12 protein-coding genes and 11 tRNA genes are annotated in these 12,994 nt (G+C 37.3%); 2 read left to right on the top strand and 21 right to left on the bottom strand.

The window, feature by feature from the left end; all coding sequences use genetic code 11:
* Positions 1-21: 21 nt before the first annotated feature.
* The 3 genes from ACN6MT_RS15665 to ACN6MT_RS15655 all read right to left on the bottom strand — a co-directional run bounded on the left by ACN6MT_RS15665 (position 22) and on the right by ACN6MT_RS15655 (position 3,235).
* Positions 22-1,347, bottom strand: a complete 1,326-nt coding sequence (locus tag ACN6MT_RS15665; protein WP_419886977.1) for an ABC transporter substrate-binding protein — start codon at positions 1,345-1,347, stop codon at positions 22-24.
* Between the two features lie 74 nt (positions 1,348-1,421).
* Positions 1,422-2,255 (bottom strand): carbohydrate ABC transporter permease, encoded by an 834-nt coding sequence (locus ACN6MT_RS15660; RefSeq protein ID WP_419886976.1) that lies wholly within the window; start codon positions 2,253-2,255, stop codon positions 1,422-1,424.
* A 17-nt stretch (positions 2,256-2,272) separates the two neighbouring features.
* Positions 2,273-3,235, bottom strand: a complete 963-nt coding sequence (locus tag ACN6MT_RS15655) for a carbohydrate ABC transporter permease (protein WP_419886975.1) — start codon at positions 3,233-3,235, stop codon at positions 2,273-2,275.
* A gap of 244 nt (positions 3,236-3,479) precedes the next feature.
* Here ACN6MT_RS15655 and ACN6MT_RS15650 point away from each other — a divergent pair, with 244 nt between their 5' ends.
* Positions 3,480-4,109, top strand: a complete 630-nt coding sequence (locus ACN6MT_RS15650) for a YesL family protein (protein ID WP_419886974.1) — start codon at positions 3,480-3,482, stop codon at positions 4,107-4,109.
* Between the two features lie 107 nt (positions 4,110-4,216).
* Here the strand turns inward: ACN6MT_RS15650 and ACN6MT_RS15645 are convergent, their stop codons facing one another.
* From ACN6MT_RS15645 to ACN6MT_RS15590, 12 genes are all read right to left on the bottom strand, one after another.
* Positions 4,217-5,773 carry a glycine betaine uptake BCCT transporter gene (locus tag ACN6MT_RS15645; RefSeq protein ID WP_419886973.1) on the bottom strand — a complete coding sequence of 519 codons (1,557 nt, stop codon included), beginning with the start codon at positions 5,771-5,773 and terminating at the stop codon, positions 4,217-4,219.
* 536 nt (positions 5,774-6,309) lie between these two features.
* A tRNA-Leu gene (locus tag ACN6MT_RS15640) sits at positions 6,310-6,390 on the bottom strand.
* Between the two features lie 8 nt (positions 6,391-6,398).
* A tRNA-Trp gene (locus tag ACN6MT_RS15635) sits at positions 6,399-6,472 on the bottom strand.
* A 56-nt stretch (positions 6,473-6,528) separates the two neighbouring features.
* Positions 6,529-6,613, bottom strand: a tRNA-Tyr gene (locus tag ACN6MT_RS15630).
* A gap of 23 nt (positions 6,614-6,636) precedes the next feature.
* Positions 6,637-6,729, bottom strand: a tRNA-Ser gene (locus ACN6MT_RS15625).
* A gap of 62 nt (positions 6,730-6,791) precedes the next feature.
* A tRNA-Met gene (locus ACN6MT_RS15620) sits at positions 6,792-6,868 on the bottom strand.
* Positions 6,869-6,892: 24 nt separating this feature from the next.
* Positions 6,893-6,968, bottom strand: a tRNA-Ala gene (locus ACN6MT_RS15615).
* Between the two features lie 13 nt (positions 6,969-6,981).
* A tRNA-Pro gene (locus ACN6MT_RS15610) sits at positions 6,982-7,058 on the bottom strand.
* A gap of 8 nt (positions 7,059-7,066) precedes the next feature.
* Positions 7,067-7,143 (bottom strand) — tRNA-Arg (locus ACN6MT_RS15605).
* 54 nt (positions 7,144-7,197) lie between these two features.
* A tRNA-Leu gene (locus tag ACN6MT_RS15600) sits at positions 7,198-7,286 on the bottom strand.
* Between the two features lie 5 nt (positions 7,287-7,291).
* A tRNA-Gly gene (locus ACN6MT_RS15595) sits at positions 7,292-7,366 on the bottom strand.
* 35 nt (positions 7,367-7,401) lie between these two features.
* Positions 7,402-7,486 (bottom strand) — tRNA-Leu (locus ACN6MT_RS15590).
* Positions 7,487-7,683: 197 nt separating this feature from the next.
* Here ACN6MT_RS15590 and ACN6MT_RS15585 point away from each other — a divergent pair.
* Positions 7,684-7,914 (top strand): hypothetical protein, encoded by a 231-nt coding sequence (locus ACN6MT_RS15585; protein WP_419886972.1) that lies wholly within the window; start codon positions 7,684-7,686, stop codon positions 7,912-7,914.
* Positions 7,915-7,962: 48 nt separating this feature from the next.
* Here ACN6MT_RS15585 and ACN6MT_RS15580 read toward each other — a convergent pair whose 3' ends face one another.
* The 6 genes from ACN6MT_RS15580 to ACN6MT_RS15555 all read right to left on the bottom strand — a co-directional run bounded on the left by ACN6MT_RS15580 (position 7,963) and on the right by ACN6MT_RS15555 (position 12,873).
* A complete protein-coding gene (locus ACN6MT_RS15580) occupies positions 7,963-8,736 on the bottom strand; it encodes a class I SAM-dependent methyltransferase (RefSeq protein WP_419886971.1) in 774 nt (257 codons plus the stop codon).
* Between the two features lie 93 nt (positions 8,737-8,829).
* Complete coding sequence (locus ACN6MT_RS15575; protein WP_419886970.1) at positions 8,830-9,585, bottom strand: exodeoxyribonuclease III; 756 nt, start codon at positions 9,583-9,585, stop codon at positions 8,830-8,832.
* A 302-nt stretch (positions 9,586-9,887) separates the two neighbouring features.
* Positions 9,888-10,673 (bottom strand): divergent polysaccharide deacetylase family protein, encoded by a 786-nt coding sequence (locus tag ACN6MT_RS15570; RefSeq protein WP_419886969.1) that lies wholly within the window; start codon positions 10,671-10,673, stop codon positions 9,888-9,890.
* 99 nt (positions 10,674-10,772) lie between these two features.
* On the bottom strand, positions 10,773-11,210 hold the full coding sequence (locus ACN6MT_RS15565) for a peptidylprolyl isomerase (protein ID WP_034673452.1): 438 nt from the start codon (positions 11,208-11,210) through the stop codon (positions 10,773-10,775).
* 222 nt (positions 11,211-11,432) lie between these two features.
* Positions 11,433-11,882 carry a CBO0543 family protein gene (locus tag ACN6MT_RS15560; RefSeq protein WP_419886968.1) on the bottom strand — a complete coding sequence of 150 codons (450 nt, stop codon included), beginning with the start codon at positions 11,880-11,882 and terminating at the stop codon, positions 11,433-11,435.
* Positions 11,809-12,873 (bottom strand): DUF2515 domain-containing protein, encoded by a 1,065-nt coding sequence (locus ACN6MT_RS15555; RefSeq protein WP_419956453.1) that lies wholly within the window; start codon positions 12,871-12,873, stop codon positions 11,809-11,811. The genes ACN6MT_RS15560 and ACN6MT_RS15555 overlap by 74 nt, the downstream gene beginning before the upstream one ends.
* Between the last annotated feature and the right edge of the window lie 121 nt (positions 12,874-12,994).

Below are 12,994 nucleotides of genomic sequence, written 5' to 3'. Positions count from 1 at the left end.
ATTATAGCAGAAATATTCTAATTATTTGTTCGCATCTACCACCGCTTGTACCTTTTCTTTGATATTCTTCATCGTCTTATCAAGATCCTGCTCACCTAGAAGATATAATTCTACCTCTGCACCGAATTCGTTATAAGCCTCAGTAATATAGGATGGCGGTGCGATAACGTCAGTTGACTCAACTGAGCTAAGTGCATTCTTCAATGATTCTAAATGGACTGCTTCAGGTTTTTTAGTGCCATTAACCACTGTTTCTAAAACTTTGCTCATATCTGCTTCTTTCCATGCCGGTGTCCAAATTCCCTGTTCTACAATCCCTTCTGTTGTCAACCAACGCATGAATTCATATGCCTCTTGCTTGTGTTTTGAGCTTTTTGCGATAGATAGTAAATCTCCGCCCATTGGTGCAAGTGATTTATCACTTTCTTTATTTTTTGGCCATGGTGCCCAAGCGATTTCAAATTCTGGTGTAAATTGACCCCATTCTGTAATCATGAAACTACCGGTAGGAACCATGGATGCCGATTGACTAAAGAATTGCTGACGATAATCCATTTTTTGCGATAAAATTTCAGTAAATGGAACCGATGATTTATCCACATTTTCTAATTGATTTCGCAATTCTAATGAAGCGCGCAGCATCGAATCATCTGAATTTGAGGTACCATCTTCATTTAAAATTAAATTATCTTTTTCTTTACTCATCATTTTTAATACAGAATGGAAGTTATGCCAAGTGTGCAGGTATGAACCGTAGTGACCGTCTGCTGTCAGCTTTTTAGCATATTCAGCATAATCATCCCAAGTCCATTCAGTCGGAATCGGTAAGCCAGCTTTATCAAGATGGGCTTTATTCATCATAACAAGCATGGTAACATTTTTCATCGGCAAGCCATAATACTCACCATCATATGCTGGATAACTATTATTGTATTCTTCATTAATATCAATGCCTTCTTTTTCGACAAATGATGTAATCGGTTCAACAAGTCCAGCATCGATACGTTTTGCTAAATCCTGAGAATTGTTGAACAAAATCAGATCCATATCATCACCAGCAGAGGCCATTAAATCTAACTGTTTGAAATAATCTACAGAACTCATATTTTCTACAAGTGGGATGGATTCCACTTTTACTCCTGGATGCTCTGCTTCATATTTTGCAATGACACTTTCCCATTTTCCAACATCCTCGTTGATCCAGTGGACAAATTTTAACGTAACTTCTTCATCAGATGAATCAGATTTCCCCTTATCTGATGAAGCCTCATCATTTCCAGAACAAGCTGCTAACATGAACATTGCAAAAAGTCCAATTAGTAACAATGAACCCCATTTTTTCATCATAAAATACTTTCCCCCTTATTTATAGTTTATATATCAACTCTCTCAAAAATAAATGTTGAGAGTAAATACCGGTTTTACCCTTTCACTCCACCCAGCTGGATACCTTCAATAACATTTTTTTGTCCGATAATGAAGATAATCAGTAAAGGTAAAATGGCGGAAACAGAGGCGGCCATCATCAAGGAATAAACGCTGCCATGTTGATCTGAAAAACTCTGTACACCTAATTGAATGGTATATAATTCTTTTGATCGAAGGAAGATTAATGGATTTTGGAAGTCATTCCAAGTCCAAATAAATCGTAAAATTGCATAGGTTGCGATTGCTGGTCTTACTAATGGTAAGCAAATCGAAGTAAAAATTCTAAAATGACCAGCTCCATCCATTCTCGCTGATTCAATAATTTCATTGCTAATTCCGAGATAGAATTGGCGCAGCATAAAAGTTCCAAATACACTGAAACTATTTAATAGGATAAGACCAGTGTGAGTATCATAAAGGCCAAGCCATCGATATAATAGAAATTGAGTAACTAACAACGTTTGAGGTGGAATCATGAACGTTGCCAATACAATTAAAAAGAGGAAATCTCTTCCTTTAAAATTAATTTTGGCAAACCCATATGCAGCTAAACAGGATATCGTACAGGAAACCAATGTTGTTAGCACTGTTACTTTAATAGAATTCCAATATAATAGAAGGAATGGCATGGAACCTGTCCAAACCTCCTTATAATTTTCAACCGCATTCCATTTTTCTGGAATCCATTGGATCGGAAACGTTAATACATCCTCTTCTACTTTAAAAGAAGCAGATATCATCCACAAAAATGGCATTAGAAAAGCAATTCCGATTAAAATCATAATGATTGTCACAATCAATTTTCTTACATCTAATCTTGCTATCATCTTCCTGCTCCTTTCTATTAATAATTCACCCATTTTTTCTGACCAATAAATTGAATATAAGTAATAATCAAAATAATAACAAACATAACCAATGAAATGGCAGAAGCATAGCCTGTTTTTAGTTCAATAAATGCTTGCTGATACAAATATACAACTGGTGTTATCGTCGAATTTGCAGGCCCGCCGTTGGTCAGTACGATGATTAAATCAAATACTTTAAAGCTCGAAATTACTCCTGTAACAAATAGTAAGAAAGTTGTAGGTGACACTAAGGGAATCGTAATTTTTAAAAATTGAGACCAAGCAGTTGCACCATCCATTTGTGCAGCTTCATATAATTCTTTTGGAATGTTCTGCAAACCCGCCAAGTAAATAATTAAATTAAAACCAATTCCAGTCCAAACCATAATTAACATAACAGAAGGTAAAGAAAAGGTAACGTCTGCTATCCAGCCAGGTGGATTTTCAACCCCAAGTGTCAATAGCAATTGGTTGATAGGACCTTTCGTGGGATGAAAAAGTACTTGAAAGACAACGGCAACCGCTACAATGCTTGATATAAACGGCATAAAATAGATTACTTTAAACAAATCTTTCATATAAACATATTTGTTAATGATAACGGCTAACCCAAGAGACAAAAGTAATGTTATCGGTACCGCTAAAATCAAGAGAACATTATTTACTAACCCTTTAAGGAACAAGGTATTGGTGAGTAATTTCGAAAAATTTTCAAATCCTACAAATTTAGCATTTTGATAGCCAGATACAAAATTCCAATCGGTAAAACTTAACACAAATGAAGATAGAATAGGAAATAATACTAATATAGAAGTTCCAATAAACATTGGCCCAATAAATGCATACCCTGCTAGATTTTCCCTCCAGCCACTAAAAGGAGACCTTTCTTTTGCTCTTTTGCGTACTTTACTTTTTGTGGTTTGAACAACTTTTGTTTCAACTTTTACCTCGCTATTCACAAATTGTCACCCCTTCGTCTTAATTGTAGCTTTAGTATAATTTTTGAAATCGCTTTCAACAATGTTGATTTTTTACATTATTGAGAAAATTTTTACTACTTTTACATTCAACCTATTTTCACGGACACCATTAATTGAATTTCATTCTTTATTTTTACTTATTAGATAATTTTTTTACCTTATAAAAAAAATAGAAAATTACACCTGCCAAGCATGATATATTAATCAATAAGGGGGGAATAACATGCAATTAGGTACATTTTCAAATGTGGTTTATACCTTTTGTGAATGGGTTGCGAGACTAGCCTATATCAATCTATTATGGATTTTATTTACTTTAAGTGGATTCGTCTTTTTTGGATTTTTTCCAGCAACCATAGCAATGTTAGCTACTTTAAGACAGTTTATTCGAAAAAATCATCCGCCTGTGTTACAAACCTTTTGGCATTATTATAAAAAGGAATTCATCAACAGTAATAAATTAGGACTCGTGATCGTCGCAATCGGCTTGATTTTATTGATAAACATCCGTTTTTTGCAAACAACAAATAACATGTCCACTTTTCTATTTTATTCAAGCGTTATTATGAGCGGCATTTATATTCTCATCATTTGTTATACATTGGCTTCCTATGTTGAAATTGAACAGCCATTAGGAGTTCATTTAAAAAATGCCCTTCTGATCACCATCTCCAATCCGATCCCTAGTTTATTTATCATTTTTGGTTTTGCTGCCGTATACTTTGCAGTTACCTATTTATCTGGAGTAGGGTTCTTTTTCAGTGTTAGTATTTTAGGTCTTGTCATCCTATCATCGGCAAATTTGGCATATAAGAATATCCTAAAGAAACAAGAGAATTTAAGCGCAAATTGATTGTAAATTAAATTTAAATTTTCCTTTTTCGGCCGTTCTCTTAAAATAAAAAACAAGCAACGTCTCAACCTAAGTTGAAACGTTGCTTGTTTAATTGTTTTATATCGTTAAATAACTTCCTTAACATCCTCGTTCCTATGTTTACCCACCGTTTTCTTTCGATCTACACGTAACTGCCCCAGTCCGAGCTCAATTGCTTCTCGGTTTAATGATTTAAGTAAGCTGACTACCATTAACACCATAATGAATGAAAATGGAAGTGCAGCAATAATCATAGTATTTTGCAGAGCTTTCAGGCCCCCAGAATAAAGGAGAGCGACTGCTGTAGTAGAGAGAAAGATTCCCCAAGTAGCTTTAATTGATGTACTTGGATTTAGGGATCCATTCGTTGTCATCATTCCTAAAACAAAAGTACCAGAGTCCGCTGATGTAACAAAGAACGTCACAATAATCAAAATAGCAAAAAGGGATAACGCCATACCGAATGGGAACCCTTCTAACACGCCGAAAAGAGATTCCTCGGGAGCTAATGAAGAAATCGAGAGCAGCCCTGATGATTCAGTAAAAATCGCGGCACTCCCAAAGGTTGTAAACCAAATGAATCCAATTAGTGTCGGAACGAGTAAGACACCTACAACAAACTCACGAATCGTCCGGCCCTTTGAGACTCTTGCAATAAACACCCCTACAAAAGGAGCCCATGCAATCCACCAAGCCCAATAAAAAATTGTCCACCCATTAATCCAATTACGTCCCTCTTCGTTTAAGGGAGCAATACGAAAACTCATGTTAATGAAATTTTGCATATAAGTCCCTATTGTATCTGTAAACATGTTAAGGGTAAAAAGTGTTGGTCCAAGGATAAATACAATCAATAAGAGGACAGCCGAGAGCCCCATATTCACATTACTTAGAATTTTAATCCCTTTACTTAGACCCGTTAAAGCCGAAATCATAAATAAAACAGTCACAACGAGAATTATGACAGTTTGCGTTGTCAGCGTACTAGGAACATCGAATAGGTAGGTCAAGCCCCCATTAATTTGCATAGCCCCAAATCCCAATGAAGTAGCCACACCCATAACCGTAGAAATGACCGCAATGACATCAATCGCTTTCCCGACAGCTCCATCCGCATGTTTCCCGATTAGAGGTCGTAAAGTTCGACTAATTAAGCTCAGCTCCCCTTTTCTAAAAGTAAAATAAGCTAGAACCATCGCAATCGATCCATAGATTGCCCACGCATGGATGCCATAATGAAAGTAAGTAAATCTCATCGCATCTTTAATACCTTGATCCGTTCCCTCTTGACCAGTAGGAGAACTAAGCATGTAATGGCTAATAGGTTCATATGTTCCATAGAACATTAACCCAATCCCAATACCCGCACTAAAAAGCATCGCAAGCCAAGTTGGACGTGAAAACTCAGGCTTATCCTCCTGTTTCCCGAGCTTAATCCGGCCAATTGGACTTACTAATAAATAGAAGCACACAAACACAAACAATGAAACAAGCAAAAGGTAATACCACCCAAATGAATCGGTTATTATCCCTTGAGTGCTACTCGTGACCTTTTCTAACGATGTTGGCATTATGATACCCATGAAAACTATACCTACCAATAATACTATTGAAACATAAAAAACAGTTGAAGCATTTTTCATTATTTTTAACTCCCATCTTTGATAAATTCGCAGAGGGTTTTACTTCGTTTGTGAACATATTAAAATGCAAAAACATTTAATGAACGTATTTTTATGAAGTAATATGAAACATAACCCTTAAAATTGCGTTCATGCATCTTACTCTAAATACAACTTGCTAAATCTTGTTAATACCATTATCCTTCTATTTTGGTATGGGTAATAGTTAGTTTGAATACATCAGAGGTATTTAGTATGGATCAGTTTACAGGTTTTTTAGAGGAATAATGAAACTATATCAAAAGGGGATAAACCAAGCAAATTGCATATACCAGTGTATTTTCGGCTCTCGTCTTGATAGCCCTCTGTAGAAGGAAAAATTAATACATATTCTTAATATAACTCACAGATCCTCTTTATACATCCAGTTTTCAAGAAGTATTTTCCTTGGCTGCTAAAATTCCTACTCTCACTCTTTTACGTTTACAACAAAAAACACTCACAAAAGTAAAATTACAACCTTTGTGAGTGTTTTTTGGGTTTTAATGTTTTTTAGATACCGGTGGTCGGGGTCGAACCGACACTCCAGAGGAACACGATTTTGAGTCGTGCGCGTCTGCCAATTCCGCCACACCGGCAAATTCATTGGCAGGGGTAGTAGGAATTGAACCCACACCAAAGGTTTTGGAGACCTTCGTTCTACCTTTAAACTATACCCCTAAATGAAACTTATTTTACTCGCAAAAAACTTTGGTTATTTTCTAACGAAAATAACTTGGTGGAGGGGGACGGATTCGAACCGCCGAACCCGGAGGGAGCGGATTTACAGTCCGCCGCGTTTAGCCACTTCGCTACCCCTCCACATAAAGGAAATCGTAATATGATGGCGGAGGAAGAGGGATTCGAACCCCCGCGCGGTTTAACCCGCCTGTCGGTTTTCAAGACCGATCCCTTCAGCCGGACTTGGGTATTCCTCCGCTGTAAAAACAATCGCATAACTTTTAAAAATATTTGGTTATTTTACTTCGTAAAAAAACCTTGGTAGCGGCGGAGGGGATCGAACCCCCGACCTTACGGGTATGAACCGTACGCTCTAGCCAGCTGAGCTACACCGCCAAATATATCATGTAAAGTTGTTTATGGTGGAGCCTAGCGGGATCGAACCGCTGACCTCCTGCGTGCAAAGCAGGCGCTCTCCCAGCTGAGCTAAGGCCCCATTAATCAAATGATGGTCGGGAAGACAGGATTCGAACCTGCGACCCCTTGGTCCCAAACCAAGTGCTCTACCAAGCTGAGCTACTTCCCGATAAAATATGGCGCGCCCGAAAGGAGTCGAACCCATAACCTTCTGATCCGTAGTCAGACACTCTATCCAATTGAGCTACGGGCGCATATTTAATCGCTATCACGAAAAAAATTTTATTATTTTTCTACGAAAAATAATTTGGTGCCGAGGACCGGAATCGAACCGGTACGGTAGTCACCTACCGCAGGATTTTAAGTCCTGTGCGTCTGCCAGTTCCGCCACCCCGGCAATATTGGAGCGGAAGACGGGATTCGAACCCGCGACCCCCACCTTGGCAAGGTGGTGTTCTACCACTGAACTACTTCCGCATATAAGGAAGATTATTTTGCTTTGCAAAAAATTTTGGTGCGGGTGAAGGGAGTCGAACCCCCACGCCTTGCGGCGCCAGATCCTAAGTCTGGTGCGTCTGCCAATTCCGCCACACCCGCATGTAATATTGCCTTCTAAGAACTAACTAGAAAACTAAGTTGCTAACTTTGCTACGTCATATCAGCGACATTGATAATCTTACAACGATTCACGACAAAAATCAACACTAAATTTTAATTTTTTTTAAGCGAAAAGTAATACAGACATTATTCCACAATATTATCATTCTCAACCTACTCTTTAAAGAAGTTGTTTTGTGAAGAAGAAAAATGGTTTAGAACGTTTTTATTGGGTAAAAATACAATATAATTTCATTCATGAAAAAGGAGATGATGTGACCTTGAGTTACAACCAGAAGAAAGACATCGATAAAATGACCGTAAAGCAGGTGGAACCAGAAGAAAACATAACCATTAATGAGAAATCCCCTGAATTTGATGTAATTGGAACTGCCCTAAATGACCTCCACAGTCCTTTTGAATTCTAAAAAACCCAGTGTATCAAAGGGACTGTTCTCTTTGATACACTGGGTTTTTTACTCACGCTTTAACGCTTTTAATATAATTGCTTCCCCAATAAATGATATAATTTTTTCATCCTGAATGATTATTCTAAATTTATCTTTAATCTTGCTAGAAGATTCAAGAATAAACTTGGTTAAATTATTTTTTTCAAGTTCTGAAAGCTTCATATTTGCACACCACGATTCAAATCGAAACGTCTTCTCAAACCTGTGCCATTCAAAAACTTCCAAACCACTTTCCTCAAGTTTTTGAATCCATTCTGACTTTTTCCAGGCACGAAAATGACTATAATCCCGTATTTTCTCGATTGTATTGTAAAATGCGTCGTATTCCTTAGACTCAGGTGTAACATTATCATCCAATAAAAATTGTCCGCCTGGTTTTAATACTCGATATACTTCCTTTATGAATAAATCAACATTAGGAAAATGATGTGGTGCAATTCTGCAGGTAACGATATCAAACGATTCATCTGTAAGAGGGAGCTGTTCCGCATCCCCTTGAATAAATTCCACATTGCGATGACCGTTTTTATAAATAAAATTCTTAGCTGCTGCCAACATTTCTGCTGTCAGATCAACTGCTGTCACTTTTTTTACGAATGGCGCGAATGCATTTGCTGTATGCCCACCACCTGTCGCAATATCAAGCAGTACTTCCTGTCCATTGACATCTGCCATTTTTACCATCATCAATAAGTCTTTTCCATCCTTATGAATCGAACTTGAAACGTACGAAGCAGCATTGTTTCCAAATTGCTGTTGAACGTCTTTTTTAATATCCATCTGTATCACCTCTTACTTCTAATTTATTCTATCAAGCTAATAAATGAAATTATGAGGTTTTTATGAATTCCAATAAGAAAAACTTATACAGAGTTACATTTCAAATTCAAGTACAACCGGACAATGATCACTTCCCATAACTTCACAATGAATATCTGCAGTTAGTAATGATTCACGAAGGTTTTCTGAAACAATAAAATAATCAATTCGCCAGCCAATATTCCGCTCACGAACCTTAGCCATGTATGACCACCATGTATAGGCTCCTTCTTTTTCTGGATAAAAGTAGCGGTAGCTATCAATGAACCCAGACTCCAGCAGTGTAGTCATTTTCCCTCTTTCCTCCACTGTAAAACCCGAGTTACCTAAGTTAGATTTTGGATTTTTCAAGTCAATTTCGCGATGCGCCACATTTAAATCCCCACAAAGAACAACTGGCTTCACCCGGTCTAGGTCTATCAGATGGGAGATAATTCGATCTTCCCATTCTAATCTGTATCCCAGTCTCGCCAAATCCCTTTGAGAATTTGGCGTGTAAACATTCACTAGATAAAACTTTTCAAATTCTAACGTTAGAATTCGTCCCTCATCTTGCGAAGCCTCATCCCCTAAACCATATCGAACAGATATTGGTTCAAGCTTTGTGAAAACTGCTGTGCCTGAATACCCCTTTTTCACCGCGTAGTTCCAGTATTGATGGTATCCTTCAAGTTCAAGATTGATTTGACCTTCCTGTAATTTTGTTTCCTGCACACAAAAAATATCTGCGTTTACTTCTTTAAAATAATCTAAAAATCCTTTATTTACACAAGCCCTAAGCCCATTTACATTCCAAGATACTAATTTCATGATTAAATCCCTTCCCAAGTTCAATACTTTTCAGGAGAAATTGTAACAGCTTTAGAGAGTGATGAAAAGCATTGTGAATTGAGGTATTCATTTTTTCGGTTCGAAAGCAATATTAAATTTATAAAAGTTATTTTCCTCAGTTAGATGGATCAGATAAAATGGAAATGAGCATTTGAGTAAAAATGACGGGCAAGAAAACAACGATATATTTCAAATCATTCAAAATATTTACAATAAAATTATTAAAAAATTCAAATGTAAGGCTCTACGAAAAATGGCTTGGAAAAAATCCAAGCCATTTCTTATGGAACAAAATATTGTTCAGTTAGTTTTGTTGAAAATAATTGCGAGGCTGGTACAATTTTAATATTTCTCTTTTCAAATTCCTCCATGGATTGAAAAACACCTACAGAACATACTTTACCCGTTACCCCAACATGACCTATCGCAATTCCCTTACCAGTGTATTCCGTTATTTTAGCCAACCTGTTCATCTGTTTTCTGACGTGGCTTGAAGATGATATATCATCCAGGAAAACATCTCTTTTTAAAAGCGGAACATTCATTTCCTCTGCTACTTTAGGGAATTGGGATTTAGGGCTTGTTCCACTATCGATAATATATAACTTCTTTTCCTTCGCTACTTCGACAATCGCTCTAACGATCTCCTCATCCTCTACTGCTCTAGAGCCCATATGATTATTCATACCTACTGCAAAAGGAACGGATTTTAACGCTTCCTTAACCCTCTTTTTCACCTCTTTTGGCGAAAGATCTACTGTAATCGGTTTAGGTCCCAACCAAGAGCGTTTCCCTTTCTTCGGCTCCATCGGTAAATGGACGATTACCTCTATTCCATTTTTATGTGCCCACTCCGCGTGTTTCTTAGAGTTCTCAGTAAAAGGCATAACAGCGGCAGTGATCGGGATATCCCCTTCAAGAAAATCTTTCACACCACCTGTTCCGCCGCCGAAATCGTCAATAATAATGGCTGCCTTAAGCTGATTTTCTCTATTTTTTTCAGCTAATGCCGGATTTTGCATAGAAAGCAAAAGAAATGGAATGAGGCACAGCGCAAATCTTTTCATAAGAACCTCCATGTGAATGTTTTACGTTAATTTGCCCTGTGGTAATGGAATCATTCCAACAAAAAAGGACCTTATCAAAAGGTCCTTCTAGCTTGCATTCTATTCGTCGTATACTTCCACTTTTTCCATGATGTCGCCATTTCTCATGGCTTTCGCAGCTTCAAGACCAGAAGTCACTTTACCGAAAACAGTATGCACCCCATTTAGGTGCGGCTGAGACTCATGAACGATAAAGAATTGGCTGCCGCCTGTATCTTTACCAGCGTGTGCCATTGAAAGAGCACCTGGAACATGTGTGTGTGGATTGCCTTGTGTTTCACATTTAATGGTATAACCAGGGCCACCTGTTCCACGGCCTTCAGGGCAACCTCCTTGGCTCACGAATCCAGGAATTACACGGTGAAACGTTAACCCATTGTAAAAACCGCTAGTTGCTAACTTTTCAAAGTTTGCAACTGTACCAGGTGCCTCGTTTGGATATAATTCAAACTCAATTTTTTCACCGTTTTGCATTTGTATGTGTCCTTTTTTTGCCACAATGAACATCTCCTTTATGTAAAAAAATTCATTTTCATCATACACTTTCCAACGCAGAAAAGAAAGTTTCATGGTTTAATTTTATAAATTTGTGGTATTATAACAGTACCCCTTCCGAACATTCGCTTGTTGCGGGACACTTAACCACTGTACGGACGGAAGGGGTACGTAGTGTCGTTGGTAGCGGCATTACAGAAAGCCAAGACTCCCGTCTTGGCTTTTTTACTGTTCTTTATTTGTTAATTGATAAAATAAAAAAATAAATAAAAAAAACACAAAGTAACCATAGAAACTATATATATGCCTCCACTCACTAGAGTGCTCAAAGAGACCAAATAGTTCTGAAAACCTTTCACTTATCGGCATTAATAAGCTAAGGAATAAAACAATTCCCACTTTCCCCCATTTATTAACCTGTTTCATTTTCATAATAAATACTAAGACAAGAATCGGCAGCCCAATAAATGTAAAAACAAAATTAAATGAAAAAACTTCAGGAAACGGCCGAATCGGGAACATGTACAAATTCTTCCCAACGAAGTAGATATCCAAGCTAGTACCCAGCAAGATGGACAAAACTAATACAGGAGCATATTCTTTAATCAAAAATGGTAATGACTTTTTTTGCCAAGGCGGCAAGTTCAAGCCTTTCGAGCGTTTTACAGTATTCATATTCAATCTCCCCATTGATATGTGGTTCATTGAGTTCCGAGAGATAGTCGGCTGCTTGCCAATCATGAAACCAATCTCCCTTTTCCGCTTCTTGGTGTTGAACGTTTTTCCAGACGTACGTTAAATCTGGACTATAAATTTTTTTAGCTCCCCACCGCAGCTTGCATGCATTTAAACGAAGCTGATAGGGAATCCCAGGAATTCCTTCGTTGACATTATTAAAGATATGCGGCCAGTAATCTTTTCTAGACCCAGTATGGCGGTATGTTTTTGCCCATAGTACAAATTGATTTAATAATTCCTTTTTTTGAAAAAGCACAGCATAAAGTCTTTTGCCTATTAAAATACGCTCATGTAACGATTGAAACTGGTGAACCGTTTGACCAGCTAGATTCTTTTTACGATAGGGAAACAAAATATGATTAAAAGAAAGGTAGTCCTGCAGTTTAAACTCTAAGGTGTTTAGTACATCTTTTTGAAAGATGGGATTCTGAATAACCCTTTTTTCTATATAATTTTGTTCATTGATAACGAGACCCATTGTTAGAATGTATGAGTCCGATTTCCTCCAATAGTAATTCCAAACAGTCTCCATGAAGGTAGATATGTTTAAATAGGGTAAAAGGTAAAAAAGCGGTTTATTTCTTTTTAAGCTTTCGCTGTAGAGTAATAATTGTGGATACGCGTCTTGAAAAATCAGCCAATTCCCTCGTTCTAAAAAAATAAAATAGGCATTCCTTTCATTATTTGTAAGTAGGCGTGTGAGAAATTCACCTTTTAAATCGGTCATGTTCCAGCCGCCATTTCTAGAGACCATATGTCCTAAGAATGCCCAATGGATTTCTGGATGTTTTTGATAAAAGTCAAAATAGGCCATAGTCCTTGTGACATTATTCTGGTTCAAAGCACTTGTATCTTTTCTTATCCTTTCTAGCAGACTTTGCTCCTCACTCGTTAATTTATGATTGTCATGGTCGGCAGGCTGTTTCATTTTTGCCTTTAGTTCATCCTTAATGATATCGATTGGCGATTTTTCCCGGCTTCTGATAAATAAAATAACGATAACCCCCTTGAGAATTCTCTTTCTACTACCTGAATATGTATAGATGAGA

The organism is Neobacillus niacini (assembly GCF_048572935.1).
GTDB classification, from domain to species: Bacteria; Bacillota; Bacilli; order Bacillales; family Cytobacillaceae; genus Neobacillus; species Neobacillus niacini.
Note: the sequence above shows the minus strand (reverse complement) of the source record. Positions and strands in the feature narration are given on the sequence as shown.